Annotated in this window: 33 protein-coding genes and 1 pseudogene; 23 read left to right on the top strand and 11 right to left on the bottom strand. The window is 42.7% G+C overall.

Going from position 1 to position 26,988, the window contains the following annotated elements:
• Window positions 1-81 precede the first annotated feature (81 nt).
• Window positions 82-687, top strand: a complete 606-nt coding sequence (locus B1202_RS03990) for a TIGR00730 family Rossman fold protein (protein WP_078189296.1) — start codon at window positions 82-84, stop codon at window positions 685-687.
• Window positions 687-1,094, top strand: a complete 408-nt coding sequence (locus B1202_RS03985) for an NUDIX hydrolase (protein WP_078189295.1) — start codon at window positions 687-689, stop codon at window positions 1,092-1,094. The genes B1202_RS03990 and B1202_RS03985 overlap by 1 nt, the downstream gene beginning before the upstream one ends.
• Before the next feature lie 46 nt (window positions 1,095-1,140).
• On the opposite strand, the gene B1202_RS03980 is transcribed toward B1202_RS03985, so the two are convergent.
• Window positions 1,141-1,773: a ComF family protein gene (locus B1202_RS03980; protein ID WP_078189294.1), complete on the bottom strand. Its 633-nt coding sequence runs from the start codon at window positions 1,771-1,773 to the stop codon at window positions 1,141-1,143.
• A 142-nt stretch (window positions 1,774-1,915) separates the two neighbouring features.
• Window positions 1,916-3,961 (bottom strand): ATP-dependent DNA helicase RecG, encoded by a 2,046-nt coding sequence (gene recG, locus B1202_RS03975; RefSeq protein ID WP_078189293.1) that lies wholly within the window; start codon window positions 3,959-3,961, stop codon window positions 1,916-1,918.
• 59 nt (window positions 3,962-4,020) lie between these two features.
• Here recG and B1202_RS03970 point away from each other — a divergent pair, with 59 nt between their 5' ends.
• Window positions 4,021-4,800, top strand: coding sequence for an NAD-dependent epimerase/dehydratase family protein (locus tag B1202_RS03970; protein WP_078189292.1), 780 nt, complete (start codon window positions 4,021-4,023; stop codon window positions 4,798-4,800).
• Window positions 4,801-4,940: 140 nt separating this feature from the next.
• On the opposite strand, the gene B1202_RS03965 is transcribed toward B1202_RS03970, so the two are convergent.
• Both B1202_RS03965 and plsB read right to left on the bottom strand, forming a co-directional pair.
• A complete protein-coding gene (locus tag B1202_RS03965; protein WP_078189291.1) occupies window positions 4,941-5,711 on the bottom strand; it encodes a sulfite exporter TauE/SafE family protein in 771 nt (256 codons plus the stop codon).
• A gap of 265 nt (window positions 5,712-5,976) precedes the next feature.
• On the bottom strand, window positions 5,977-8,550 hold the full coding sequence (plsB, locus tag B1202_RS03960) for a glycerol-3-phosphate 1-O-acyltransferase PlsB (RefSeq protein WP_078189290.1): 2,574 nt from the start codon (window positions 8,548-8,550) through the stop codon (window positions 5,977-5,979).
• 287 nt (window positions 8,551-8,837) lie between these two features.
• Between plsB and B1202_RS03955 the strand changes: the two genes are divergently transcribed.
• Both B1202_RS03955 and B1202_RS03950 read left to right on the top strand, forming a co-directional pair.
• Window positions 8,838-9,710, top strand: a complete 873-nt coding sequence (locus B1202_RS03955) for an acyl-CoA thioesterase (protein ID WP_078189289.1) — start codon at window positions 8,838-8,840, stop codon at window positions 9,708-9,710.
• Between the two features lie 247 nt (window positions 9,711-9,957).
• Entirely contained in the window at window positions 9,958-11,217 is a 1,260-nt protein-coding gene (locus B1202_RS03950) for a dicarboxylate/amino acid:cation symporter (protein ID WP_171262583.1), read from the top strand.
• On the opposite strand, the gene B1202_RS03945 is transcribed toward B1202_RS03950, so the two are convergent.
• The 7 genes from B1202_RS03945 to B1202_RS03915 all read right to left on the bottom strand — a co-directional run bounded on the left by B1202_RS03945 (window position 11,214) and on the right by B1202_RS03915 (window position 18,175).
• Window positions 11,214-11,639: a VOC family protein gene (locus tag B1202_RS03945; protein WP_078189288.1), complete on the bottom strand. Its 426-nt coding sequence runs from the start codon at window positions 11,637-11,639 to the stop codon at window positions 11,214-11,216. The two genes, B1202_RS03950 and B1202_RS03945, sit on opposite strands and share 4 nt — an antisense overlap.
• A gap of 221 nt (window positions 11,640-11,860) precedes the next feature.
• Window positions 11,861-12,805, bottom strand: a complete 945-nt coding sequence (locus B1202_RS03940) for a metal-dependent hydrolase (protein WP_078189287.1) — start codon at window positions 12,803-12,805, stop codon at window positions 11,861-11,863.
• Window positions 12,806-12,962: 157 nt separating this feature from the next.
• Window positions 12,963-13,823 carry a ribosome biogenesis GTP-binding protein YihA/YsxC gene (yihA, locus tag B1202_RS03935; protein WP_078189286.1) on the bottom strand — a complete coding sequence of 287 codons (861 nt, stop codon included), beginning with the start codon at window positions 13,821-13,823 and terminating at the stop codon, window positions 12,963-12,965.
• Between the two features lie 85 nt (window positions 13,824-13,908).
• Window positions 13,909-14,352 carry an RrF2 family transcriptional regulator gene (locus B1202_RS03930; protein ID WP_078189285.1) on the bottom strand — a complete coding sequence of 148 codons (444 nt, stop codon included), beginning with the start codon at window positions 14,350-14,352 and terminating at the stop codon, window positions 13,909-13,911.
• Window positions 14,353-14,469: 117 nt separating this feature from the next.
• Window positions 14,470-15,228, bottom strand: coding sequence for a globin domain-containing protein (locus B1202_RS03925; protein ID WP_078189284.1), 759 nt, complete (start codon window positions 15,226-15,228; stop codon window positions 14,470-14,472).
• Window positions 15,229-15,374: 146 nt separating this feature from the next.
• On the bottom strand, window positions 15,375-16,958 hold the full coding sequence (locus tag B1202_RS03920) for a helicase HerA-like domain-containing protein (protein ID WP_078189283.1): 1,584 nt from the start codon (window positions 16,956-16,958) through the stop codon (window positions 15,375-15,377).
• Between the two features lie 14 nt (window positions 16,959-16,972).
• Window positions 16,973-18,175: a PLP-dependent transferase gene (locus tag B1202_RS03915; RefSeq protein WP_078189282.1), complete on the bottom strand. Its 1,203-nt coding sequence runs from the start codon at window positions 18,173-18,175 to the stop codon at window positions 16,973-16,975.
• A gap of 158 nt (window positions 18,176-18,333) precedes the next feature.
• Here B1202_RS03915 and B1202_RS03910 point away from each other — a divergent pair, with 158 nt between their 5' ends.
• From B1202_RS03910 to rplF, 18 genes and pseudogenes are all read left to right on the top strand, one after another.
• The gene (locus tag B1202_RS03910) at window positions 18,334-19,071 is read left to right on the top strand and encodes a type 1 glutamine amidotransferase (RefSeq protein WP_078189281.1); all 738 of its coding nucleotides are present in this window, start codon (window positions 18,334-18,336) and stop codon (window positions 19,069-19,071) included.
• Between the two features lie 268 nt (window positions 19,072-19,339).
• Complete coding sequence (gene rpsJ, locus B1202_RS03905) at window positions 19,340-19,651, top strand: 30S ribosomal protein S10 (protein ID WP_000070912.1); 312 nt, start codon at window positions 19,340-19,342, stop codon at window positions 19,649-19,651.
• 59 nt (window positions 19,652-19,710) lie between these two features.
• The gene (rplC, locus tag B1202_RS03900) at window positions 19,711-20,349 is read left to right on the top strand and encodes a 50S ribosomal protein L3 (protein WP_078189280.1); all 639 of its coding nucleotides are present in this window, start codon (window positions 19,711-19,713) and stop codon (window positions 20,347-20,349) included.
• Window positions 20,350-20,360: 11 nt separating this feature from the next.
• Window positions 20,361-20,963, top strand: coding sequence for a 50S ribosomal protein L4 (gene rplD / locus B1202_RS03895; protein ID WP_078189279.1), 603 nt, complete (start codon window positions 20,361-20,363; stop codon window positions 20,961-20,963).
• Complete coding sequence (rplW, locus tag B1202_RS03890) at window positions 20,960-21,280, top strand: 50S ribosomal protein L23 (protein ID WP_005012992.1); 321 nt, start codon at window positions 20,960-20,962, stop codon at window positions 21,278-21,280. The genes rplD and rplW overlap by 4 nt, the downstream gene beginning before the upstream one ends.
• Before the next feature lie 11 nt (window positions 21,281-21,291).
• The gene (gene rplB, locus B1202_RS03885) at window positions 21,292-22,116 is read left to right on the top strand and encodes a 50S ribosomal protein L2 (RefSeq protein WP_078189278.1); all 825 of its coding nucleotides are present in this window, start codon (window positions 21,292-21,294) and stop codon (window positions 22,114-22,116) included.
• A gap of 19 nt (window positions 22,117-22,135) precedes the next feature.
• Window positions 22,136-22,411, top strand: a complete 276-nt coding sequence (gene rpsS, locus B1202_RS03880) for a 30S ribosomal protein S19 (protein WP_004281508.1) — start codon at window positions 22,136-22,138, stop codon at window positions 22,409-22,411.
• Between the two features lie 11 nt (window positions 22,412-22,422).
• Window positions 22,423-22,752: a 50S ribosomal protein L22 gene (rplV, locus tag B1202_RS03875; protein WP_035265103.1), complete on the top strand. Its 330-nt coding sequence runs from the start codon at window positions 22,423-22,425 to the stop codon at window positions 22,750-22,752.
• 1 nt (window position 22,753) lies between these two features.
• Window positions 22,754-23,570 (top strand): annotated as a pseudogene (rpsC, locus tag B1202_RS03870) (30S ribosomal protein S3).
• On the top strand, window positions 23,510-23,923 hold the full coding sequence (rplP, locus tag B1202_RS03865) for a 50S ribosomal protein L16 (protein ID WP_078189276.1): 414 nt from the start codon (window positions 23,510-23,512) through the stop codon (window positions 23,921-23,923). The pseudogene rpsC and the gene rplP overlap by 61 nt, the downstream one beginning before the upstream one ends.
• Complete coding sequence (gene rpmC / locus B1202_RS03860) at window positions 23,923-24,120, top strand: 50S ribosomal protein L29 (RefSeq protein WP_005012982.1); 198 nt, start codon at window positions 23,923-23,925, stop codon at window positions 24,118-24,120. Before rplP ends, rpmC begins: the two co-directional genes overlap by 1 nt.
• The gene (gene rpsQ, locus B1202_RS03855; RefSeq protein WP_078189275.1) at window positions 24,117-24,374 is read left to right on the top strand and encodes a 30S ribosomal protein S17; all 258 of its coding nucleotides are present in this window, start codon (window positions 24,117-24,119) and stop codon (window positions 24,372-24,374) included. Before rpmC ends, rpsQ begins: the two co-directional genes overlap by 4 nt.
• A gap of 89 nt (window positions 24,375-24,463) precedes the next feature.
• Window positions 24,464-24,832, top strand: a complete 369-nt coding sequence (gene rplN, locus B1202_RS03850) for a 50S ribosomal protein L14 (protein ID WP_005012978.1) — start codon at window positions 24,464-24,466, stop codon at window positions 24,830-24,832.
• Window positions 24,833-24,841: 9 nt separating this feature from the next.
• A complete protein-coding gene (gene rplX / locus B1202_RS03845; RefSeq protein ID WP_078189274.1) occupies window positions 24,842-25,159 on the top strand; it encodes a 50S ribosomal protein L24 in 318 nt (105 codons plus the stop codon).
• Window positions 25,160-25,174: 15 nt separating this feature from the next.
• Window positions 25,175-25,711, top strand: coding sequence for a 50S ribosomal protein L5 (gene rplE, locus B1202_RS03840; RefSeq protein WP_067762907.1), 537 nt, complete (start codon window positions 25,175-25,177; stop codon window positions 25,709-25,711).
• A 9-nt stretch (window positions 25,712-25,720) separates the two neighbouring features.
• On the top strand, window positions 25,721-26,026 hold the full coding sequence (gene rpsN, locus B1202_RS03835) for a 30S ribosomal protein S14 (protein ID WP_067762906.1): 306 nt from the start codon (window positions 25,721-25,723) through the stop codon (window positions 26,024-26,026).
• A 12-nt stretch (window positions 26,027-26,038) separates the two neighbouring features.
• Window positions 26,039-26,434: a 30S ribosomal protein S8 gene (gene rpsH / locus B1202_RS03830; RefSeq protein ID WP_078189273.1), complete on the top strand. Its 396-nt coding sequence runs from the start codon at window positions 26,039-26,041 to the stop codon at window positions 26,432-26,434.
• Between the two features lie 13 nt (window positions 26,435-26,447).
• Window positions 26,448-26,981: a 50S ribosomal protein L6 gene (gene rplF / locus B1202_RS03825; protein ID WP_078189272.1), complete on the top strand. Its 534-nt coding sequence runs from the start codon at window positions 26,448-26,450 to the stop codon at window positions 26,979-26,981.
• The last annotated feature ends 7 nt before the right edge of the window (window positions 26,982-26,988 follow it).

The following is a 26,988-nucleotide window of genomic DNA, read 5'->3' as shown; positions in this document are numbered from 1 at the left end:
GTTCTAATGCTTATTTTATGAAAAAATCTGTTTAAAGTTGATTTTTCCAGCATAGCGTTCCTGATCTGATGGTGATTATAAATGAAATCTATCGCAATTTTCTGTGGTTCCGCCCTTGGTAACAAGCCTGCCTATTTACAGGTGGCTGAAAAAGTCGGTCGTCATTTGGCGGCACAAGGCATCACACTGGTCTATGGTGGTGGTCGTTCAGGTTTGATGGGGGTTGTGGCAGATAGTGCTTTGCGTGCAGGCGGGCAAGTCATTGGGGTGATTCCAAAAGTCTTGGTCGATAAAGAATTGGCGCATCCAGATTTAACCGAATTGCATGTGGTAGAAAATATGCAACAACGGAAAACTAAAATGTCTGAACTCTCGGATGGTTTTGTGGCGATTCCAGGTGGAGCAGGGACTTTAGAGGAAATTTTTGAGCAGTGGACGTGGGCTCAATTGGGCATTCATTTAAAGCCATGTGCCTTTCTCAATGTAGATGGTTTTTATGACGATTTATTGAATTTTCTGAAAACTACCGCAGAAAAAGGCTTTACCCATCCGCGTTTTATCGAAGGCTTAATTGCAGAAGATAATATTGAAACGATTGTTGAAAAGTTTCAACATTTCACTGCGCCAGAGCCGAAATGGGGCATGGTTGAACGTACAGCCTTTATCGCGGATTTGGAACAAGATTGATGAAAACTATTACTGTAGCCGCAGCCATTATTCTAAATGAACAGCATGAACTTTTAGTGGTTCGTAAAAAACACACGGCATTCTTTATGCAAGTGGGTGGCAAGTTAGAACCCAATGAAGCCCCTGAAATTACCATGCTGCGTGAAATTCAGGAAGAAATAGGCTGCGCTGCGCAGATTGAGCAATTCATTGGTCGTTTTGAAACCGCCGCTGCCAACGAAGCCGATCATCTATTGGTGAGTTATGTCTATCTGGTCCAGTTGCAAGGTGAACCGAAAATTGATGCGGAAATTGCAGCGATGCAATGGGTCAGCTTAGATGATACACAAACAAAACTCGCACCTTTAACACGTGAGGTGGTGATTCCTTGGGTGAAGCAGCAGGAGCGATCTCTTGCTGAAAGCTAAACCGCTTCGCTTGCTCAGTTTCTTTATTAGTGGTTGATGTTAGAAACTAAGGCTGTGCCGCAGCAATGCATGCGGCATATACCTGCGTGCAATGTAGCTGATGTAACAGCGTACTTAATGCATGGATTGAACTCCCCGTGGTCACCACATCATCGATGATGAGGACTTTACGGAAACGGCGTTTTTCAGTTGGGTCGATAATAAATTGCTGTTCGATATTTTCTAGGCGTTCTAGCCGACTTAAACCTTTTTGAGCGTGCTGTACTTGACGAATCACCGGTTGCCAAACAGGGATGCGCAATTGCTTTGCCATCATGTGTGCAACGAGTAGCATTTGGTTGTACCCACGGTCTTTGAGGCGTTCTACTGAAATAGGCATGGGCACGATGGCTTGAACCCTAGCTAAGCGCAAGCTTAAAAGGCTTTGTGCCAGTAAATTTTGATAGTGCAATTGTTGCTCATACTTATAGCTTTGGATGATGCGGTCTATAGGGAAATCATAGTGAAAGGCACAAGAGATGCTGTGTTCATGGCGATCAACCACTTGTTTAAACCATGGCAGTTGTTCCCAACAATCGTTACAAAGCGAATGATGTTGTTGTCGATCGATACTACAGAGTAGGCAAGGGGAAACGCTCTGCATTCCTTTTTGGATGAAGTGTTGGATAGATTGGAGCATATTTTTATTCTAATCATTCTTTTTTGAGTATTTTGCACAGATTACTGTGAAGTGCAATCACGACACCACAGCAATCTGTTCGACAAGCTTACTGGTTAAAGCCAATCTACATTTTTAGGATAATCGATCCATCATCCAAATTTTATACATAGGCGTACCGAGGAGCTTCAGGCAGCCATCGTTTTAAAAGCGCTTGAGCCTGTGCAGGATAGTCATTCAGGACTTGTTGAGCCACATAGTGGGCCTGATTGAGTAAATGGTCATCTCGCTCTAATTTTGCTACACGAAAGCCCATATCGCCCGTTTGTTTAGTGCCGAGGAGCTCACCGGGGCCGCGAATCTCCAAATCTTTTTCAGCAATAATAAAGCCGTCATTGGTCTCACGCATAATGCGTAAACGCTCTTGCCCATTTTGCGATAAGGGATTTTTATACAGCAAGGCACAGAAACTGGCTTTTGCACCACGTCCTACACGACCACGTAGCTGATGTAGTTGTGAAAGCCCTAAGCGTTCTGCATTTTCAATCACCATGATCGAGGCATTTGGGACGTCAACACCGACTTCAATCACTGTGGTTGCAATCAGTAATTGCAATTCATTATTTTTAAATTGCTGCATCACTGCTTGCTTTTCATCGGCCTTCATTTTGCCGTGAACAAGGCCAATATTGAGGTCTGGAAAGCGTTCTTTAATTTCATTAAAAGTCGCTTCAGCGGCCTGAGCATCTAAGGTTTCGGATTGTTCCACTAAGGTACAGACCCAATAGGCTTGTTTACCTTCAGCACAATTGCTGGCAATCCGCTGTAGTACTTCTTCACGACGGTCAAGTGGAATGGTGACTGTTTGAATCGGTGTACGACCGGGTGGTAGTTCATCAATGACAGAGGTGTCTAAGTCGCCATAAGCCGACATCGCCAAGGTACGAGGAATAGGGGTTGCTGTCATCACCAGTTGATGCGGTGTCATGCCATTGAGACCTTTGTTCCGAAGTGCCAAGCGCTGATCGACACCAAAACGGTGTTGCTCATCAATAATCACTAAACCTAATTTGGCAAATTGAACATTGTCTTGAAATAAAGCATGTGTGCCGACCACTAAGTTAGCGGAACCATCTTGAATACTTTGTTCTGCTGCAGCTCGAGCTTTACCTTTTTGCTTGCCTGAAAGCCAGGACACGGTCAGTCCCATAGGCTCAAACCATTTTTTGAAATTTAGATAATGTTGTTCGGCCAAAATTTCTGTCGGCGCCATCATGGCCACTTGCCAACCTTCCTCGAGCGCATGACAGGCAGCCACGCCTGCGACCAAGGTTTTACCTGCACCCACATCGCCTTGTACGAGTCGCAGCATAGGTTTGTTTTTTTTCAGATCGACCGCAATTTCTTTGGATACGCGTTTTTGTGCGCCGGTCATTTCAAACGGTAGTGTACTTAAAAGTTGTTTGGTGAAGTTCTTACTTGCAGAAAAAGACGGTGCTTCGATTTGTTGAATATAAGCACGGCGGCTGAGCAAACTGACCTGATGGGCAACCAATTCTTCGAAAATTAAACGTTGCTGTGCAGGGTGAGAACCTTGGCTCAGTTGCAACATATTGGCATCGACAGGAGGATGATGAATATAGTCCAAAGCCTGTTTTAGTGCATAGCCATTGGTGAATTTTTCCGGCAATAATTCAGGTAAGTCATCACTATATAGTTGTAGTGCTTGTTTGACATATTCACGCAGTTTGGGCTGTGTTAAGCCTTCGGTTGCAGGGTAAATCGCAGTGAGTTGGGTTTGAGGTAAAGGCGTGTGTTCAGTGATGACCTGTAGTTCAGGATGATACATTTCTAAGCCACGAGCACCAACACGGACTTCACCAAAAATCCGTAAACGATTGCCGGGTTTTACCCGATCAGTAATGCCTTTGTAGATATGGTAAAAACGTAAAGTAACTTTGCCACAGTCGTCATCCAGTAGGGCGGCCATCGATTTACGCTTACCAGGTGGAAAGTCGATACTTTTGACTGTGCCTTCCAGTAAATAACTACGGCCCACGGTCAATTGGTTCATGGGGATGATCGTGCTACGATCTTCATAGTCGCGTGGCAGATGAAACAAAAGATCATCTGTCGTGAAAATATTTAGTTTTTCAAGTAAAGCAGCGGCGGCATTGCCAACCCCTTGCAATTGATGGACGGCAGCCATGTCCCCTCAACTTCGGTTTATATGATCTAAATGGATCAGTTCTGAGAATAGGTCGTTTGATGCATATTCTATTTATCGGTTATGGTAAAACATCGCAACGTGTTGCTAAACAATTATTTCAGCAAGGTCACCAAATTACCACAGTGAGTCGTAGTGCGAAAGAGGATGATTTTGCAGAACATTTAATCCAAGATATTCACCAACTGGATTTGTCGCAGGTTCAACCGATTGATGCTGTCTATGTTCTTTTGGCTCCCGCACGTCATGCTCAATTCAATGCTGTGGATGCTTACCAACACACTTATGTCGATTCTGTACAGCCAATTGTTCAAGCATTAGCACGTCATCCAATACAACGTTTAATCGTGGTGTCGTCCACTCGTGTCTATGGTGAGCATGCGGGTGAGAGGATTGATGATGACACTGTGCCACAACCGATCGATGAGCAGGGGATGTTGTTACTTGAAATGGAGCATCGCTACTCACAAGCATTTCCAGCCGAATGTGTCATCGTACGTCCATCTGGAATTTATGGCACATCGACAACACGAATGCAGAAACTGGCAGAAACGACTCATCGCTATCCCAATATCCATTGGTCCAATCGAATACATATCGATGATTTGGCAAAATTTCTGTGTCATCTACTTCACGTGGAACATCCTGAAAAATCATATATTTGTACTGATAATAAACCTCAACCTTTGCATGAGCGAATCTTGGATTTGCAAAGAGCTATGCATTTACCCGAATTGGTTTTAGAGAGCGAAGCAGAAACAGGTAAAAAGATTTATGCAACGCGGATGATGGAGAGTGGTTTTAAGTTAGCGCACGATTGATTTTGATGTGTATGTAAAATTGGCGTGACGTATAAAATTCAGTGTAGCTTGGTGAGTGTAAAAAGTATAAATTAATGATTTTAAATGAATAATTCAAGCTGCTTTTATCGCCTATATATGTTGATTTTAGGGAAATTAAATTATGGGGAAAAAAGAGATAATCCCATTCGACCAATTAAAAAAACCAATAGAATAAGAAAAAATATTCGTATGAAATTACTGCCATAGCGTAATGCTAAAAATGTCCCAAATATAGAACCTATCATATTGCAGATGGCTACGATCGCTCCAATACTCCATAGAACATGGCCTGAAGGAATAAAAAATAGTAATGCGGCACTAAATGTTCCTAAATTTACTAATTTTGCTGAAGCAGAAGCATTTAAGAAATCAAATCCAAAACACTTAACGAATAGGAAAAGCAGAAAACTTCCACTACCGGGTCCAAAAACTCCATCATAGAATCCAATTAGAGCACCAAAGAAGATCCCTAAAAGTATTTCCTTTTTGCCTGCTTGGATATGTGTATGAATTGTCCCTAAATCTTTTTTTATAAATGTATAAATTGCCATCAATATCAATAAAAAGAACACAGCATATTGCATGAACTCTTTCGGAATGATTGAAACAGACATTGCACCTAAAAAGGCGAATATAAATGCTGAAACCATCGTGGGAAGTATGAGTACCCATACAATTTTTATTTTTTTGACGTAAGTGGAAATAGAAGAAAGTGTTCCAGCCAACACAGCTAGCTTATTTGTTCCAAAAACAGTGGCTAAACTGTATTGTGGTAAAGAATGTATGAGTGCAGGTAATTGGACGAGGCCACCACCACCTACAGCAGCATCGATTAGGCCGCCACAAAACGCAAAGAATCCTAATAAAATTAGAATATTTTCAAAGTCCATCTGAGATGAAAAACTCCTTCAATACGATTTTTTCATTTAATTGTTATGCAAATCTGCTGTTATTTTAATCTAATTGGCTTTGATAATGTGTTAAAAGTTAAAAGACCCTCTCTTTAAGATAATGGGTGCTATACGAAATCCCTGTGTAAACTCAAAATAGAAATATCCATTTTCTGCGAAGCAAAAAAAAGAGACAAGCTTTTTACAACTTGTCCCTGATTTTGCTCATCTTCTTCCGCTTTTATGGCGAAAAAATCAGAACGGTTTATTTCTTTTTTCGTTTCAAGCGTTTTTTGGCTTGTTCCGCAGCCACTTTATCCAGTGCTTCTTTTAACTCTTCATCACTAAAGGTCGTAATGTGCTGCAACATTTGGAGTGTCACATCATCCAAAACGAGGTTGGCATATTGCGCAACATTTTGGAAATTTTCATCAAACACAATGGCGTTGTTTTCATTGGTGCTGATATAACCTTGTTGTGTTAAGACTTTAATAAAGCTTTGGAACAAGGCCTTATCAAAGAACTCTGGTGAGTTAAATTCATACAACACAGATAGACGTTGACCAACCAAGTGGCTGAGTTCTTCAACCTGACGGGTTGAGATGTTGCCTGAACCACGTTGTGTGATTAAAGCCAAAGTCATGTAGTAACGCTCTAGACTTTGCATCACAGGTGCAGCCAAGACCACTAACTGATTGTGCTGCTCTGAGTTAGGCGCAGGGGAGATCAGGTTGCCTTCTGTATCTTCAGAAATCAGCTTGGCTTTGATCAGTACTTCAGCATACGCACAGATCTGATCTTTAAGCTCTTCATCATTCCACTTGAGGAATAACTCAGCTTTTAAGAATGGATAGAGTGTACGAATGACATTAATCAAATCACCACGGCGAATAGAACCATTATGTTCAACCAAAGCGGCAATGAGTGATGGCAAAATAAATGCGTGCAGGATGTTGTTACGGAAGTAGGTTAACAGCACCGCTTGATTATCAGCAATGGCAATAATATCGCCAAGGACATGATTCACACGTTTAATCAGCTTGAGTTTCAAGCCATAAGCAATGATTTCTTTACCTGACAGCGGTGTCACTTGCATGCGTTCATCGTAAGGTAAGGCATTTAAAAGATCGCGATAGGTATCTAACTGCTTAATGCAAATCTCTTCATCTAAAGTATGCTTAGATGTCGCCAATAAAATCAGTGAAAGCAATGAAACCGGGTTCACCACTGCTGCACGGTTAATATTTTCTAAAATCACGTGTGCAGAACTGTTAATGGCATCCGAAACTTCTGGCGGAATTGGGTCGTCATTTTTCTCGATTTTGATGTTGCTTGCATTATGCTGTTTCAACATATCATCAAGGAAAACCGGCTCACCAAAGTTCAAATGAACTTTACCGAAAATACGTTCGATCTTACGCAGAGTTTTCATAATCCCGATGATCGATTCGCCTTCTTTCGGCTTACCATTCATTTCACCAACGTAGGTCGCACCTTCCATTAAACGCTCATAGCCAATATAGGTCGGTAAGAACACGATCGGTTTGGCTGGATTACGTAAATGACCATGGACAGTCATCGCGAGCATGCCTGTCTTCGGTGGTAATAAACGGCCAGTACGTGAACGACCCCCTTCGATGAAGTATTCAAGCGGCGTATTACGCGCCAAAATACTATAGAGGTATTCTTTAAATACGGTGGTGTAGAGACCATTGCCACGGAATGAACGACGAATAAAGAACGCGCCGCCGCCACGTAAAATTTGCCCGACAAATGGCATGTTTAAGTTATCGCCCGCAGCAATGTACGGCACCATCAAGCCACGTTTATAGATCACATAAGACAATAATAAATAGTCGATATGACTACGATGACATGGGGTGTAAATGATCTCGTAGTCTTTGGCCAGTTCACGAACGGTACTGAAGTTATGTACTTCTACGCCATCATAAAGCTGTGTCCATAGGCGAGTCAGTGCTAAGTCAGCAAAACGTACTGTTGATGCAGAATAGTCAGAAACGATTTCATTTAAATAACCAATCGCACGACGTTCGGCTTCAACCATACTGATTTTACTGCGAATGCTTTCACGACGAATCGCATCTTGCACATCCGTAGATTTGATCAAGCCATGCATCACATTACGACGGTCGGATAAATCCGGACCCAAAACTACTTCACGCTGCGCATCTAAATAATCATTCAGTGTGCTGACAATATAAGTCGCAGGTGACAAGTTTGGATGTGTAGTTTTGGCATATTCAACCAAACGACGCAAAGACTGTGGTTCATGGAATTCAAGGTACGATTGACGACCGTGCAAACCAATATTGACCAACTGCTTCACTTTGCTTGGTGTAGACCATGTATCGGTAAATAATAATTTAAACCAAGAATCTTCTTTATCGGGTTCACGACCCCACAGCACGGTTACAGGAACGAGCTCAACATCCGCATCAGGATTTTTTTCCAAAACCTCAATTAAACGTAATAAACGAGGTGGAAATGCATGTGGCGGTGGATTGAGTAAGTTGTCTTCATCATGATGTTGTAAAAACACCACAGAGGCTTTTTCTGTTTGCGTACCCACAGTCATTGGGTCGAGTGCAGGGTGTAGCTTTAAACGACGGGTTTCACCATCGACAATTAAAGCATTACTCCGTGAATGATTTTGCAGAACGTAGCAGGTAATTTTCGTTGTCTGTACGCCGGTATCTGTATCGGTTTCAGTCACTACAGGTTCTACAGGGACTTCACCTAAAACATGCGGTGTTACCACAAGGTCAAGCAGTTTACTCGAAAGCTTTCGATACATCTGACCAAAGCCGCTCTTGGACATACAAACTCCTACTTTTCATGACCAAACCACAGAGATTCTGAGGGGAATCTATTCTGCGTAATTGTACTTAAAAACGGTATGTCATTTTCTGACAAATTGCATAGATATTGTAAGATTTTATCGTTAAAAAACGTATTTTTAGCAGTTATATTGCATCAGCAAGGTGACAGATCAGTCAGCGAATCTTTAGGGTTTTAGTCTGGATTTATGGCAAAATGGAAAATATATTTAAACATCTGTTGATGTTGCCTGCGTTAGCTTAATCCCGAATGATAGATAGGTTTGTTATGAATGCCTTAACACAAGAGTTGGTTGATTTACTCAGCCTTGAAAAATTAGAAGAAAATATTTTTCGTGGGCAAAGCCGAAATTTGGTCGGGAAGCGTGTCTTTGGTGGACAGGTTTTAGGTCAGGCGCTCCGTGCGGCATCTTATACCACAGATCGACCTGCTCATTCCTTACATGCCTATTTCTTATTTGGTGGTGATATCAATGCACCGATCATTTATGAAGTGGATCGTATTCGCGATGGACGCAGTTTTGTGAGTCGTCAGGTTCGTGCGATTCAACATGGTAAAACCATTTTTATGTGTATGGTGTCATTTGCAGAGCAAGAAGAAGGGTTGAACTACCAAGTTGCAGAGCCAGAATATCCAGCCGTGGAAGATTTAAAATCTGAAGCTGAGCTGAAACGAATGATGGTGGAATTTGTCCCTGAAAACGTCCGTGCATCTTTTATGCGCGACCGCCATGTAGAAATTCGCCCGATTGATCCGCAAAACCCGTACCAACCGCAGCCTGCTGCGCCATCGTATGCACACTATATTCGTACCCATGACAAAATTGCTGCTGACGTTGATGATATCTCATTACATCAGGCTATTGCGGCATTCTATTCAGACTTTACGCTGATGACGACTGCACTACGTCCACATGGTTTAAGTTATTTATCACCTAGTTTGCAGTGTGCGAGTATTGACCATGCCATGTATTTCCATAAGCCATTCCGTGTGGATGAATGGATGCTTTATGACATGGATGCCACCGTCAGTGCCAGTTCACGTGGTCTAAATTTCGGTCGCATGTGGCAAAACGGTGAGTTGGTCTGTAGTACGACACAAGAAGGCTTGATCCGTTTACGCGAAATTGAAACCCAATAAGCTTTGAATAAGATGTGTTAAGTCGTAAAAGCTGAATACTGAAAAAACCGAATCTCCTGATTCGGTTTTTTTATGCCGTCAATTTTTAGTATGAATCTACTCACGGATTCGAGTTATCTAATTAGGGTGCAGTACAAATTGAATTGGGTTGAATACGTGCTTTGCAGAATTGTAGCAGTACATGTGACAAAAAATTCCTCGATTCCCAGTGGGTCACATGGCATAGTGCCTGAATAAAGGATGATAAATGCAAGGCACAATGAGCTTAAATACGCAGATTTTAATTGCCGCAATATTGGGTGTGGCATTTGGGTTTTTATTAATTCAGTTTCCAGAGACGCAGTTTTTATCCGCCAGCCTGTATGGCTTGGGGATTGCCAGTAGTATTTTTATTGGCTTGCTGAAAATGATCTTGGTTCCGCTGATCTTTAGTTCGATTGTGGTGGGGGTATCGAATTTACAGGCAGGTGGTCAGCTGAGTCGTACGTGGAAAATTACCTTAGCTTGCTGTGTCACTACTACTACTTTGGCACTGATCTTGGGTCTAGCATGCGCGCATATTTTTAAAGTTGGGCAGGGCGTGGACATCGTCATGTTCCAAGATGCAATGCAACAACATCAAAGTCCTGACACCCTCACAGCTGGCTCATTCTTTACCAATTTTATTCAAAATACACTGATCAATCCGTTTAAAGCCTTTAGCGATGGCAACGTACTCGCAGTCGTGGTGTTTTCACTATTTCTCGGTGTGGCCTTGGTTAAAGGCGGAGAAAAGTTCCGAAGTGTGAGAAAGCTCAGTCAGCAATTTTTCGACATCATGATGATGATCATCGGCTGGGTGATGAAGCTTGCACCGATTGGTATTTTTGCATTATTGGCTAAATTGATTGCTACCGAAGATATTTCGGTGTTGAGTCGCCTCGCGGAGTTTGCTGCGGTGGTCACAGGGACTACGATTTTCCATGGGGCAGTGGTGTTACCTTTGTTACTATGGATTTTTGGCAAAATGAGTCCTCTGACATTCTTTAGAGGAACACGAGCTGCCTTAATCACTGCTTTTGCAACCAGTTCAAGTTCAGCAACGATGCCACTGTCGATGAAATGTGCGCAGGAAAACTTAGGAGTACGTCCTCAAACTGCAGGTTTTGTGATTCCATTGGGCACGCAGTTGAATATGGATGGTACAGTGCTGTATGAAGCTGCTGCTGCGTTATTTATTGCCAACTTGATGGGCTTAGATTTAACCTTGGGTCAGCAGTTAATTGTCTGTGCAACCGCCATGATTGCTTCACTCGGCGCGCCGGGTATTCCAAGCGCTGGAATGGTGACGATGATTATGGTTTTACAATCGGTTGGGCTTCCTGCAGAAGCCATTGCGATATTGCTGCCGATTGACCGCTTATTAGATACGGTGCGAACTGTGGTGAACGTACAGGGCGATATGATGATTAGTGTGGTGGTGGATCGTCATACGCGAGATGTAGATGAACCAGCGTTGTCGAATTAAGCAGATAAAGAACTAAAATGTGGGTTGTAGACGATCTCCCACAGATGCCCATCCAAGTCTTGAAAATAGCCTGCATAACCACCGTAAAATGTGGGTTGTGCGGGCTTAATTGTTTTTGCACCTGCGCGTTGGGCTTGTTGCATGATTTGATCGACGGCTGCGGAACTGTTGACGTTATGTCCGAGAGACATTTGAGTTGGACAAAACGCTGATGTACTAATTCCGGTGTCATGACTAAGGCTATCTTGCGGCCAGAGTGCGAGCTTTAAACTGTGTTGTAAATCAAAAAATGCCACAGCGCCATGTTCAAATTCAGTCCCAATAATCCCTGCGCTATTTAGACCTAAACCCTCCTGATAAAACGCGAATGCAGCATGTAAATCTTTCACAGCCAGTGTAATGACGGAGATGTGAGCGTGCATGGAGATGCTCCTGAACGGTGTATTTTTATTTTAGGATGAGACTGAGTATAAATGCATTTTAAAGAGAATAGGGAACTCGGAAGAACTGTACTTTAAACCTCGAACTTATGACCTTTTCCATCTTGAGTGTGTTGATTGCGCAATAAAAAAATGGAGCGTAATGGATGTGGGTACAAAAAAAGCAGGGCGAACCCTGCTTAATACAGATTTTAAAGTAGTGTTTAAGCGACTTTCAGTGCGGCACGTTTTGCAGCAGGAGAGTTGTCGAGATAGGCAATAGCATCTTCCGTTTTTGCTTCATGTACAGGATCGTACCAAGGCATTAAATACCCCAATTGCTGCGACACTAACCAAAGCGGATGTGGCAATAAGCGATTGTCTTTTTGCGCGATACGCGCCCATTCACGCCAAATCCACGGTTTATACACAGCAGGTTTAATCGATGCATAGCGCGAGTCTTGCTGCATGATATGTGCAGCACCATCGACCCATAGACCAAGTACGGCAGCAATCACGATCACACTTTGATAATAGCGAGAAATATAGCCCCCACCGAGATGACGATACAAATCAAAGGCCACGGTACGATGCTCTATTTCTTCTGCACCATGCCATTTTACTAGATCGAGCATATTCGGATCGGCACCGAGGCGTTCCCACTCTTTATTATATAAAGCATATTTGCCTAGTACACAGGTCATGTGTTCAACAGTTGCAATCACCCCTAAACGAAAGAGATCCCATTGATGATCCAAAGCTTTAGGTACATTGAGCCCTAGAGGTTGGTCCGCAAGTAGTTTGCCAAAGAGAAAGTCCATGATCTCAAGGTTGCGTTGAATACTGATATTGCGCTGAGATAAGTATTCTTTATTAGCAGAGTTATGTGCCTGAGCATGCATGGCCTCTTGGCGGATAAATGCTTTAACGTCCTCTGCTAATTTTTCATCTCTAATTTGTGGCAATACTTTGTTATACAGACGGCAAAACCAAAACTCACCTGCCGGTAAGATCATATTAATTTCATTAATAAAATAGCTGACAAATGGTTGGTTGGGCACCCAGTCAACTTGAGTATCTTGCCACTCAAATTTCACTTTACGTGGCTTAATTTTATATTCGATTGATGATCCAAGTTTTGTGTTTCTCAAGCGGGAGAGTAATTTCATGACCTATCCTTGTTTTTATGTGATCGAGTACACATCTGATGTATTCAGTATCCAAAAAAAATCCTGCATTGTGATTAGCAATACAGGACATTTCATTATCTTCAGATGATACTTTTTGTCAGACAATCATTCTTGCGCTGACTTTGAAATTACTGGATTAGTGGTCTGAATTTTTGCCTTCAGCTTGGGGTAAATCTTCAGATGTGGTATAGAAGTCATCGAATGCTTCCGCATCTGCATCGATTTCAATATCATCTTCGGATGCTTCAGGAATGCTATCAAGATCAAACTCTGTGGATTGTTCTAGAGTGAAGTTAAGGCGACCCGCCATGACACTTGCTAATTCTTCTAAACCTTGTTTATTCAATGATGAGAATAATTGGATAGAGAAGTTCAGCTTCATTTTTTTCAATGCTGCTTTCACTTCTTGTAGTGCTTTAGAGGCTGGGCCACGGTTTAGTTTATCTGATTTGGTGAGCAGTACATGTACGAACAATTTACGTGAATGTGCCCATTCCAACATCATGACGTCAAAGTGTTGTAGTGGATGACGGATATCCATCAACAGCACAAGACCTTGTAAACTTTCACGGTGTATCAGATAGTTTTCTAATTCTTTTTGCCACACGATTTTCATCGCTTCAGGTACAGCGGCATAGCCATAACCCGGCAAGTCGACCAAACGCTGATCAGGATTTCCTAAACTGAAAAAGTTGATCATTTGGGTACGACCCGGTTTTTTCGACGCACGAGCCAATTGTTTTTGGTTGGTGAGCGCATTAATGGCACTCGACTTACCCGCATTAGAGCGGCCAGCAAAGGCAATTTCATAGCCGGTATCTTCAACGCAGAGGTTGAGTTTAGGCGCACTCATTAAGAACTCAGCTTTGCGTAGCCAGTTGAGCGAGCGCACAGCATATTCAGTAATCGCAGAGTCTACTTTTTTCTCATAAGTAATCTTTTGCTTCGGCGCATTGGCCGCTTTACTGTTTCGTGATTTTCCTCTGTGCTGATGCATAACCCAACTTCAATAACTGATTTAACAACACGCATTATAAAGGAAGTCGGGCAGGCAAGCGAATTTTGTCGCAGGCAAAGTGAAATTAGAGATTGATCATTTGAATCGGAGATTGTGTTGTAAATTTAGATGCGCTGCTTGGTTGTAAAACATCGGCAAGTTTGTACTGATCGAGACTTTGATAAAACTGTTCTAAAGCTTGGTCTAAGATGCTTTTTAAACCACACTGACTGCGCAGTACGCAGGGTGGGTCATTGCATTCAACAATCTGGTGATTACCTTGCAAAATTCGCACAATTTGACCGAGCTGAGCGTCAAGTGCTTCAGGGTTTAGGCGAATGCCGCCACCTTTACCGCGGCTGGTGATTAACCAGTTTTGCTTTGCCATAAAATGCACAATTTTCACCAAGTGATTACGCGAAACGTGCAGGTCTTCCGCAATTTCAGCAATGTTATAAGGCACATCACGAGGGCGTGCGATATAGAGCAAAATGCGTAATGCATAATCGGTGAATTTATTGAGTTGCATACAGGTCTGAATTTAACTTGAACACTGTTAGTGTAGCTTGAAAGTCCCTCGAAAGGAACTTTCATTAAAAAACATTCATTTAGCTTTAATTTAAACTCAAAATTGAATTTAAAAAATTTAAAGTGGTGCAGAAACTTGAACGAGATCACCTGCTTTATAGTGGTTAAGCAAAATATTTGAGACCGAATATTCTGTGTGGTTTTCTTCAGGTTTAACTTCAAATACAAATTGGCTGCCACTTTGGTCTGCATCAAATTTATATTGTTGTGGCTGCTCAATGTCATGGCCTGGTACTTTTACTTTAACTGAAATGTACTGACCTGCTTTGGCTGCGACAACTGCTTGTCCATCTTGTGCAGCAATCGTAAAACGCTGCCCCGCTTCAGTGGTTTCAACTTGGCGAATGACGAATGCACGCCAGCCAGCCCAACCACCATTTTCGGCAGCCAATGCTTCGTATTTAGATTTTTCGACACCAATAAGAATATCAGCCAATTGTAAATACGCAGCTTTCCATGCAGCGATTAAGTCTGATTCCATTGGAACATCAAGCACTTCGCTGATTGAATGTAAAAGGTTTTCACCCACAATCGAATATTGTTCAGGCTTGATATCTAAACTCACATGTTTCGTGGTGATGTGTTCAATGGCTTTTGCCAACACGCTTGGATTTTCAATATGTTCTGCATATGCCAACACTGCTGCAGCAAGGGCACGAGGCTGGCGACCGGTACTTTGGTGGTCCAGGTTGAACACATTTTTGAGATCAGGATTGTTGTTCAACATGCGTTTATAGAAATAGCTCGTAAGCGCTACACCATTTTCACGCAGTACAGGAACAGTCGCTTTTACAAGTTCAATGTGTTGTGGAGTCATGTTGAAACTTCTATGAGAGTTATAAGATGTATTTAAAATACATATTTAAAAATGCATTTGCAATACGTCTCATTCATAAAACCATAAAAAAAATATGGGATATTAAAATATCCCATAAATTCAGCATAGATAATCGTAATGGCGAATTATTTTTTACCAAACAGTGAACCCAGTAAACCGCGTACGATTTTCTGACCTGTCGACCCACCCAAGCTGCGTGCAGCACTTTTTGCAAAAGTTCCTACCGTGTCTTGAATCAGTTTTTCACGTTGTTTGGCTGAACGCTCAGCTTCTTTTTGTTGTTCGCGCGCAAGGCGTTCTTGTTCACGTGCTTGCTGTTTGGCGAGTGCATCTGCTTCTTTGGCTTGTTGTTTGGCCAACGCTTCTTGTTCTTTGGCTTCTATTTTATCTTGTTCCGCTTGGACGGCTTGTTGTTGGCGCTCCGCCACTTTATTTTGCAAAAGTTCATAGGCACTTTCACGGTCTGCTTCGGTGTCATACACACCTGCAACAACGCTATTTGCCATGAGTGCTTTGCGTTCTTCTACAGCAATTGGACTAAATGAAGAATAGGGTGGCATGACCCAAGCACGTTCAACGATTTGGGGTGTCCCTTGCTCATCTAGACAGCTAATTAATGCTTCACCTACAGCCAGTTCCGTAATCACTTGATCGACTTTAAACGCAGGATTGGCTCGGAAAGTATCTGCTGCCGTCTTGACCGCTTTCTGATCTTTGGGGGTAAATGCACGTAGCGCATGTTGAACACGGTTACCCAGTTGTCCTAAAACACTCTCAGGTAGGTCAAGTGGGTTTTGCGTTACAAAGTAAATCCCAACGCCTTTAGAGCGAATGAGACGAACCACTTGCTCAATCTTTTCTTGTAAAGCAGGGCTGGCATTATCAAACAATAAATGCGCTTCATCAAAGAAGAACACCAATTTGGGTTTATCCATATCTCCAACTTCGGGTAATTGTTCAAACAGTTCTGACAGCATCCAAAGTAAGAAAGTCGCATAGAGCTTAGGGGTATTCATTAACTTGTCGGCGGCGAGCAGGTTGATGTTGCCACGACCTTGTGCATCCGTTTGAATGAAATCCATAATATTGAGTGCAGGCTCACCAAAGAAATTGTCACCGCCTTGATCTGCCAATGCAAGCAAATTACGTTGAATTGCACCTAAGCTTGCAGGTGATAAATTGCCATATTCATTTTTAAATTCTGCCGCATTTTCACTGACGTAGCTGATCATGGCTTTTAAGTCTTTAAAGTCGATGAGCAATAAGCCCTGATCATCGGCAATACGAAAGACCGCAGATAACACACCTTCTTGCGTGTCGTTTAAATTCAGAATTCGGGCAAGGAGCAGTGGACCAATTTCAGAAATGGTAGTGCGAATGGGGTGTCCTTGTTCACCGAACAAATCCCAAAACACCACAGGAGAGGCAGCAAAAGGAATGCTCTCGATATTTAAACTTTTAATTCGTTCGTCAAACTTAGGATTGCTTTCACCAGCTTTGGCAAGGCTAGAAACATCCCCTTTGGCATCAGCTAAAAATACGGGTACACCCAGCCGAGAAAAACTTTCTGCCAACACCTTCAGCGTCACCGTTTTACCAGTACCTGTGGCCCCAGCAATCAAACCATGGCGGTTTGCAAATTGTGAATGAAGCACCACATCTTGTGTGGTGTCTTGTGTTTTTTTGCCAATAATAATTGGTGTACCCATAGATGTTCCTGTATTTATTCGAGTTGCTGTTTATTTAAATGTTGTAGTGCGTTTTCTATATCTTGTATTAAATCTGCAGGATGTTCTAGTCCTATACAGAAGCGAACCAGTAAGCCGGCTTGAATATGTGAATGTTCGAGTACACGCATATCTTTTAAGTTATATAGCATGACTAAACTGACTGGGCCACCCCAGCTAAAACCGAGCTTAAATAGTTTAAGTGCATCACAAAAGCGGCGTACATCTTGCAGGCTATATTTTTCATTCAATATCACGCTGACCAAGCCGGCACTGTGTTGTTCTGTACAAATTTCTTTCCAATACTGATGTCCTGCGGAGGCTTCATCGGCAGGATGTAAAACCTGTACAAAGGCTGGCTGCTGTTTTAGCCAATTTAATAAAGTTAAAGCACTTTGTGACTGATGTTCATAGCGCAGGCGCATAGAAGCCAGACTGCGTTGTACTTGCGCGGCGTCATCACCAGAGATACTAATGCCTTGAATGGCATGCGCACGAAATAGTTTGTGATGAAGCTTTTTATCTCGTGTAATTACCGAGCCCATTAAAATATCGCCACCACCACTTGGGTATTTGGTTAAGGCATGCACACTGATATCGACACCCAGATGTTCAGCACTAAAATCAAAAGCATTAAAGGCAAGTCCTGCGCCCCATGTATTGTCCAGTGCAGTGAGAATGTTATGCGCTTGGGCTTTTTTGACCAAGCCGACTAAATCTGGAAACTCTAAAGTGACAGAACCTGCTGCTTCTAACCAGATAAGCTTGGCTTGCGCTGAAGGTGTGAATGAGTTGACATCAATCGGGTTATAAACCTTGACCACGATGCCATAGCGGGTTTCTAAATTGCGTAAATGTTCCATATTCGGGCCATAGATATTATCTGCGACCCAAACTTCATCCCCCTGACTTAAAAAACATGAATTGACCAAATTAATTGCAGATAAACCGCTTGGTGCGAGTAAGTGATACAAGCCACCTTCAATCTGAGCAATCTGATCCCCTAGAGTAAAGGTGGTAGGTGTGCCATGTGTGCCATAGCTATAGTCATAATCATCAGTCCAATGGCGATTAAATAGCGCATCTGTATTTTCGAAAATTATAGTGGATGCACGAAACAGGGGAGGTTGAACACTATTGATGTATTGCGGTGCCTTTCTTGGTGCATGAATGAGTTCAGTTTGAGGATTCTTTTTCACGTGGCGCTCTGAAATGATCAAAATAATAATGAATGATCAAAAGAATACGACTAAAACGCATGGATTTACGATGCTTTTGTATAGAAAATTAAGTGAAAAGCAAAGTTGGCTTCATTCTTGCAAAACCGATATCAGAGCAACAACAATAGGTTTAGCGCATGAAGTCGCATTTAAAAGTACATTATTTTCAGCATATTGCTGGCGAAGGGTTCGGCAGTTGTTATGAGTTTTTAAAACAGCATCAGGCCAAAATTACGGCCACAGAATTCTTTGCATTACCTGTCGATCAAGCCTTAGATCTCGAGGCTTTGCCGCATGTTGAAGATGTCGATTTACTCATCATCATGGGTGGGACCATGAGTGTAAATGATGAGGCCAATTTCCCATGGTTAAAAATAGAAAAGCGTTGGCTGCGACGCTATTTAGCACTCGGTAAACCCGCAATTGGGCTTTGTTTAGGTGGGCAATTGATTGCCAATGCTTTGGGTGGGGCGGTGAGCCGAAATGCACAACAAGAATTGGGTTGGACGACCATCCGTAAGGTCGCTAACGTACCGCATGACTGTTTCAAACTACCTGAAGAGTTTAAGGTCATGCAGTGGCACAGTGAAACATTTGAAATTCCCAAAGGAGCGGTATTACTGGCGGAAAATGATGCATGTCGTAATCAAATGTATCAAATCGGGCAAAATGTTTTGGGCTTCCAATTTCATCCTGAAATTACTCCTGAAGTACTCGATTTATTTTTGGAAAATGATGAAGAAGTGGCATTTTTTTCAGGAACACATGTGCAGCCAGTACATGATCTACGGAAAAGCGCAAAAAACAAATTTATTGAGGGAAATCAAATACTAAACCAAGCAATAGAGTATGTATTAAGAAAAAATGCCTATTGATTAAAAGTTAAGCAATTGATCTTGCATAAAAAATGAAAAATATAAGAAAAACAGCAAAAGAGATTTGCTTATGCATTAAACAATAGCTATAATGGGCGACCCTTTGATGAAGGGGGTTGGCTACGAATAAAGTAGTTAACATCGTGACAGTCGCGGCATCGATCGTGACCTTAGTGATATTTCACTGCTCTTGACACTTGCCTCTTTTAAAGTGGGGTGAGATGCGTCAAGGGTGATTCTTTATATATTTGGCTTGGAGTTAACTGGTATGTCTAACCAGAGAATTCGTATCCGTCTTAAGTCTTTTGATCACCGTTTAATTGATCAATCAGCTCAAGAAATCGTAGAAACAGCAAAACGTACTGGCGCACAAGTTTGTGGTCCAATCCCGATGCCTACACGTATCGAACGTTTTAACGTTTTAACATCACCACACGTTAACAAAGATGCGCGTGACCAATACGAGATCCGCACTTACAAACGTTTGATCGACATCGTTCAACCTACAGATAAAACTGTTGATGCATTGATGAAGTTAGATCTTGCAGCTGGTGTTGATGTTCAGATCGCTTTGGGTTAAGGCTTTCGGTTAATTAACGCTCTAAGTTAATTAGGCCGCTTTTTTAGAGGTTTATGCACATGGCTATTGGTTTAGTCGGTCGCAAGTGCGGTATGACACGTATCTTTACAGATGCTGGTGTTTCTGTACCTGTAACAGTGATTGAGGTTGATCCTAACCGCATCACACAAATCAAAACGCTTGAAACTGATGGTTATCAAGCGATTCAAATCACTACTGGTGAACGTCGCGAATCTCGCGTAACTAACGCTCAGAAAGGTCACTTTGCGAAAGCTGGTGTTGCTGCTGGTCGTCTAGTTCAAGAATTCCGCGCTACAGAAGCTGATCTTGAAGGTCGTGAAGTTGGCGGAACTATCGGTGTAGATGTGTTCACAGTGGGTCAAATCGTTGACGTTACTGGTACATCTAAAGGTAAAGGTTTCCAAGGTGGTGTTAAGCGTTGGAACTTCCGTACTCAAGACGCTACACATGGTAACTCTGTATCTCACCGTGTTATCGGTTCTACAGGTCAAAACCAGACTCCTGGTCGCGTGTTCAAAGGCAAAAAAATGCCTGGTCACTTAGGTGCTGAACGTGTAACTACACAGGGTCTTGAAATCGTTGCTATCGACGCAGAACGTTCAGTTCTAGTTGTTAAAGGCGCGGTTCCTGGTGCTACTGGTGGCGACGTTACTGTTCGTCCTACTATCAAGGCCTGAGGGGAAATAACGTGAATTTAAATACTGTTTCCGGCTCTGCTGTTGAGTTATCTGAAGTTGCGTTTGGTCGTGATTTTAACGAAGCTCTTGTACACCAAGTTGTTACAGCTTACTTAGCTGGTGGTCGTCAAGGTTCTAAAGCGCAAAAATCACGTGCTGACGTTTCTGGCGGTGGTAAAAAGCCTTTCCGTCAAAAAGGTACTGGCCGCGCTCGTGCTGGTTCTATTCGTAGCCCAATCTGGGTTGGCGGTGGTAAAACTTTTGCTGCTCGTCCACAAGACTGGTCTCAAAAAGTAAACCGTAAAATGTATCGCGGTGCTATGCAATGCATCCTGGCTGAGCTTGTTCGTCAAGATCGCCTTGTTTTAGTTGAAGAGATTGCTGTTGCAGCTCCAAAAACTAAAGAATTGCTTGCAAAACTTAACGACTTGAATGCACCTCGTGCATTAATCGTTACAGATGCTGTTGATGAGAACTTGTATCTTGCTGCTCGCAACATTCCACACGTTGATGTGGTTGATGCTGCTGCAATCGATCCTGTTAGCTTGATCGCGTTCGATAAAGTTGTTATGTCTGTTGCTGCTGCTAAGAAAATTGAGGTAGAACTCGGATGAACAACGAACGTATCTATCAAGTCCTACAAGGACCTGTATTCTCAGAAAAAGCACAAGTTTTAGGCGAAACTGCTGGTGTTCAAGTGTTCAAAGTTGCACTAGATGCAAACAAACTTGAAATCAAAAAAGCTGTTGAGCAACTATTTGGTGTTCAAGTTGTTAAAGTTAACACAACGATCACTAAAGGTAAGACTAAACGCTTTGGTAAAACATTAGGACGTCGTTCTGATGTTAAAAAAGCATACGTCACCCTGAAAGCTGGCCAAGATGTTGAAATGGCTGACTTGGGCGATACCGCTGAAAACGCAGCGGAATAAGGACGAAAATTATGCCGATTCAAAAATGTAAGCCAACGTCTCCAGGACGTCGCTTTGTAGAGAAAGTGGTTCATAACCACCTTCACAAAGGCGCGCCATATGCTCCGTTGGTTGAAGCTAAAAAACGTACTGGCGGTCGTAATAACAACGGTCACATTACAACTCGTCACGTTGGTGGTGGTCATAAACAGCACTACCGTATCGTAGACTTCAAACGTAACAAAGACAGCATCCCTGCTGTAGTTGAGCGTATTGAATACGATCCAAACCGTACAGCTCATATTGCTTTATTGAAATATGCTGACGGTGAACGTCGCTATATTATTGCACCTAAAGGCCTTCGCGCTGGTGATCAAGTTCAATCTGGTAACGATGCTCCAATCCGTCCAGGTAACTGCTTGCCACTTCGCAACATGCCTATCGGTTCTACTCTTCACAACATCGAGCTTAAAATCGGTAAAGGCGCACAATTAGTACGTTCTGCTGGTACATCTGCTCAATTGTTGGGTCGTGACGGTTCTTACGCTATCATTCGTCTTCGTTCAGGCGAAATGCGTAAAGTACACGTTGAATGCCGTGCTGTGTTAGGTGAAGTTTCTAACTCAGAAAGCAACCTTCGTTCACTTGGTAAAGCAGGTGCATCACGCTGGCGTGGCGTTCGTCCTACCGTACGTGGTATGGCGATGAACCCAGTAGACCATCCACATGGTGGTGGTGAAGGACGTAACAAAGGTATTCAACCTGTAAGTCCATGGGGTCAAAAAGCTAAAGGGTACAAAACACGTACCAACAAGCGTACGACTAAGATGATCATTCGCGACCGTCGCGTTAAGTAACAAGTAAAGGAATCTGACAATGCCTCGTTCTCTGAAAAAAGGCCCATTCGTCGATGCGCACTTGTTCGCTAAGGTTGAAGCGGCTATCGCGGCTAATAACCGTAAGCCGATCAAAACTTGGTCGCGTCGTTCGATGATCTTACCGGATTTTGTTGGTCTAACAATTTCTGTACACAATGGCCGTAACCATGTTCCAGTGATCGTATCTGAGCATATGGTTGGTCATAAATTAGGTGAATTCGCGCCAACTCGTACCTATCGTGGTCACGGTGTTGACAAGAAGTCTAAACGTTAATAGGTGCTATGATGGAAGTAACTGCTAAATTACGCGGTGCCGCTATCTCGGCACAAAAAGCACGTTTGGTTGCAGACCTAATTCGCGGCAAATCTGTTGCGCATGCTTTAAATATCTTAAACTTCAGCAACAAAAAAGCTGCAGTTCTAGTTAAAAAAGCATTGGAATCTGCGATTGCAAACGCTGAACACAATAACAGTTTAGATGTAGACGACCTTAAAGTTTCTACGATCTACGTTGATGAAGGCATGAGCCTGAAACGTATTTTGCCACGTGCTAAAGGCCGTGCAGATCGTATTACTAAGCGTACTTGTCACATTACCGTTAAGGTAGGGGTTTGATATGGGTCAGAAGGTTCATCCAATCGGTATCCGCCTAGGTGTTGTGAAACGTCATAACGCTAACTGGTATGCGAATCCGAAACAATATGCTGAATATTTGCTAAAAGATCTTCAAGTTCGTGAGTTTTTAACTAAAAAACTTAAGAATGCGATGGTAAGCAATATTCTTATCGAACGCCCTACAGGCGCAGCTAAAGTAACTATTAGCACTGCACGTCCTGGTATCGTGATCGGTAAAAAAGGCGAAGACATTGAGAAATTACAACGCGAATTAACAGCCATTATGGGTGTTCCTGCGCAAGTAAGTATCAACGAAATCGATCGCCCAGATTTAGACGCTCGTTTAGTTGCTGAAGCAATCGCTTCTCAATTAGAAAAACGTGTAATGTTCCGTCGTGCTATGAAGCGTGCGGTTCAAAACTCTATGCGTGCTGGTGCTAAAGGTATCAAAGTAGAAGTTTCAGGCCGTCTAGGTGGTGCTGAGATTGCTCGTACTGAATGGTATCGTGAAGGTCGTGTACCTCTTCATACTCTTCGTGCTGACATCGACTATGCTACTATGCGTGCTGAGACTACTTACGGTACGATCGGCGTTAAAGTATGGATCTTCCGTGGTGAGATCTTGGGCGGCATGAAACAAGTCATGAACCCAGCTCCAGCTGAAGAACGTCCAGCTAAACGTGGTCGTGGTCGTGGTGAAGGTCAAGAGCGTCGTGGTCGTCGCAATGATCGTTCTGCTGAAAAAGGAGAATAATCCATGTTACAACCTAAACGTACTAAATTCCGTAAAGTGCAAAAAGGCCGTAACACTGGTCTAGCACATCGCGGTAGCTCAGTATCTTTTGGTACTATTGCACTTAAATCAATTGAACGTGGTCAAATGACTGCACGTCAAATTGAAGCAGCGCGTCGTACAATCAGCCGTCGTATTAAACGTGGTGGTAAGATCTTTATCCGTGTTTTCCCAGACAAACCAATTACTGAAAAACCATTAGAAGTTCGTATGGGTAAAGGTAAAGGTTCTGTGGAATACTGGGTTTGCCAAATCAAACCAGGTAAAGTCTTGTACGAAATTGATGGTGTTAACGAAGAACTTGCTCGCGAAGCATTTACGCTTGCTGCTGCAAAACTTCCGTTTAAAACCACTATCGTGACTCGGACGGTAATGTAATGAAAACTAATGATCTACGTGAAAAGTCGGTAGAAGAGTTGACAGCTTTGCTTGATGAGCAACAGCTTAACCAATTCCGTCTTCGTATGGCGAAAGCAACTGGTCAATTGGGTAAATCGCACGAAGTTGCGCTTACTCGTAAAACTATTGCTCGTATTAAGACACTCCTAACCGAAAAACAGGGGAACGGACAATGAGTGAACAAACAGTTCGCACGTTAACCGGTAAAGTAGTTAGCGACAAGATGGACAAGTCTATCGTTGTTCTTATCGAACGCCGCGTTCAACACCCGTTGTATGGCAAATCAATCCGCCGTTCAACTAAATTACACGCTCATGATGAAAACAATGTTGCTAAAGTTGGCGACGTAGTAAGCATCAAAGAAAGCCGCCCAATTTCTAAAACTAAGTCTTGGACTTTAGTTGAAGTTGTTGAAGCTGCTGCTGAGTAATTAAACGTTCTTGCATCATCGGTCAATTTCGAGTACTCTTTGAGCCTTTCGAAATTGCGACCGGTGATGCTCGGTTTTGGAGTAGGGCAATGATTCAAACCGAAAGTATGCTCGACGTAGCAGACAACAGTGGTGCTCGCCGCGTACAATGTATTAAAGTACTTGGTGGTTCACATCGTCGTTATGCTTCTGTTGGCGACATTATTAAAGTTACTGTAAAAGAAGCTATTCCACGCGCACGTGTTAAAAAAGGTGACGTGATGAATGCTGTAGTTGTACGTACAAAATTCGGCATCCGTCGTGCAGATGGTTCAGTTATTCGTTTCGACGATAACGCAGCTGTTATTTTGAACAACAACAAAGCGCCGATTGCAACTCGTATTTTCGGACCAGTGACTCGTGAACTTCGTACTGAACAGTTCATGAAAATTATTTCATTGGCTCCTGAAGTTCTATAAGAGGCACTCATGGCTAAGATTAAAAAGGGCGATCAAGTAATTGTGATCGCAGGTAAAGAAAAAGGCAAACAAGGTACTGTTTTGTCTGTTTCAAATGACCGTGTTAAGGTTGAAGGCCTTAACTTGGTAACGAAGCATCAAAAGCCTAACCGAGCTACTGGCGCTGAAGGCGGCATCGTAACTCAAGAAGCTGAGCTTCATATCTCTAACGTGGCAATTTTTAATGCTACAACCCAAAAGGCTGACCGTGTTGGTTACCAAGTGATTGAAGGCGTGAAAACTCGCGTATTCAAATCTAATGGTGAATCAGTGGCGGTAGCGAAGTAATAGGTTGACTAGGCAATGGCCAGACTTAAAACGCGTTACAACGACGAACTTAAGGCTCAATTAAAAGAAACATTGGGCGTTAAGAATGTGATGGATATTCCTCGCATTACAAAAATCACCATCAACATGGGTGTTGGTGCTGCATCAGCTGACAAGAAATTGTTAGATGGCGCTCTTTCTGATATGCAAGCAATTGCTGGTCAAAAACCAGTACTTACTTTAGCTCGTAAATCTATCGCTGGTTTCAAAATCCGTGATGGTTGGCCGATCGGCTGTAAAGTTACTTTACGCGGCGAACGTATGTACGAATTCTTAGACCGTTTGATCTCTATCGCGATCCCTCGTATCCGTGACTTCCGTGGTTTCTCTGCGAAATCATTCGATGGTCGTGGTAACTACTCAATGGGTCTTAAGGAACAAATCATGTTCCCTGAAATCGATTTTGATAAGATTGATCGTATTCGTGGTATGGACATTACCATCACTACGACTGCTCGCACCGATGACGAAGGCCGTGCGCTTATGCGTGCATTCGGCTTCCCGTTCAAATAAGAGGTCGATATGGCTAAGAAAGGTATGATTAATCGCGAATTGAAACGCGAAGCTACTGTTGCTAAATACGCTGCGAAACGTGCTGAATTAAAAGCAATTATCGCAAACGTAAATGCATCAGACGAAGAACGTTTCGAAGCGATGATGAAATTTCAAGCATTACCACGTAATGCGTCTCCAGTACGTCTACGTAACCGTTGTGGTTTAACTGGTCGTCCTCATGGTTACTTCCGTAAGTTCGGTTTAAGCCGTAACAAATTACGTGAAACAGTAATGCAAGGTGATGTACCGGGCGTTGTTAAGGCAAGCTGGTAAGGAGCACTATAAATGAGTATGCAAGATACCGTTGCCGACATGCTAACACGTGTTCGTAACGCACAAATGGCAAAGAAACAAACTGTTTCTATGCCAAACTCAAAGTTGAAAGTTGCGATTGCTAACGTACTTCAACAAGAAGGTTATATCGCTGATGTAGCTGTTGCTGACAATGAAGGCAAAGCGACTTTAACGATTACTTTAAAATATTTCGAAGGCAAACCAGTTATCGATACTGTGAAACGCGTAAGCCGTCCTGGTCTACGTCAATATCGCGGTAAAGATGCACTTCCTAGCGTTAAGCAAGGTTTAGGTATTGCAATTGTTTCTACAAGCAAAGGCATCATGACTGATCGCGCTGCACGTGCTGCAGGTATCGGTGGTGAAGTTATTGCTTTTGTTTCTTAATAGGTGATTCCTCATGTCTCGTGTGGCTAAAGCCCCAGTAACTGTACCTAACGGTGTTACAGTTACTCAGAACGGCCGGCAGGTCGAAGTGAAAGGCAGCAAAGGTACATTGTCTTTCAACCTGCATGCGCTGGTCGAGCTAAAACAGGAAGACGGTACTCTAGTTATTGCTCCTAAAGCTGAATCTAAAGATGCTTGGATGCAAGCTGGTACTGCTCGCGCTGTGCTTAACAACCTTGTAAAAGGTGTTAACGAAGGTTTCGAACGTAAGTTACAGCTTATCGGTGTTGGTTATAAAGCTGCGGTTAAAGGTAACATTGTTAACCTTAACCTTGGTTTCTCTCACCCGATCGACTACAACCTTCCTGAAGGTGTAACTGCAGAAACTCCTACTGCAACTGAAATTGTACTTAAATCAGCTGATAAAGCTAAATTAGGTCAAGTTGCTGCAGAAATCCGTGGTTACCGTCCGCCAGAGCCTTATAAAGGTAAAGGTGTTCGTTATTCTGACGAAGTTGTACTTCGTAAAGAAGCTAAGAAGAAATAAGGCGCGA

The sequence above is a fragment of the Acinetobacter amyesii genome (assembly GCF_002018365.1).
Taxonomy (GTDB): domain Bacteria; phylum Pseudomonadota; class Gammaproteobacteria; order Pseudomonadales; family Moraxellaceae; genus Acinetobacter; species Acinetobacter amyesii.
The sequence above is the reverse complement of the archived record's forward strand: the minus strand, read 5'-3'. Positions and strand labels throughout refer to the sequence as shown.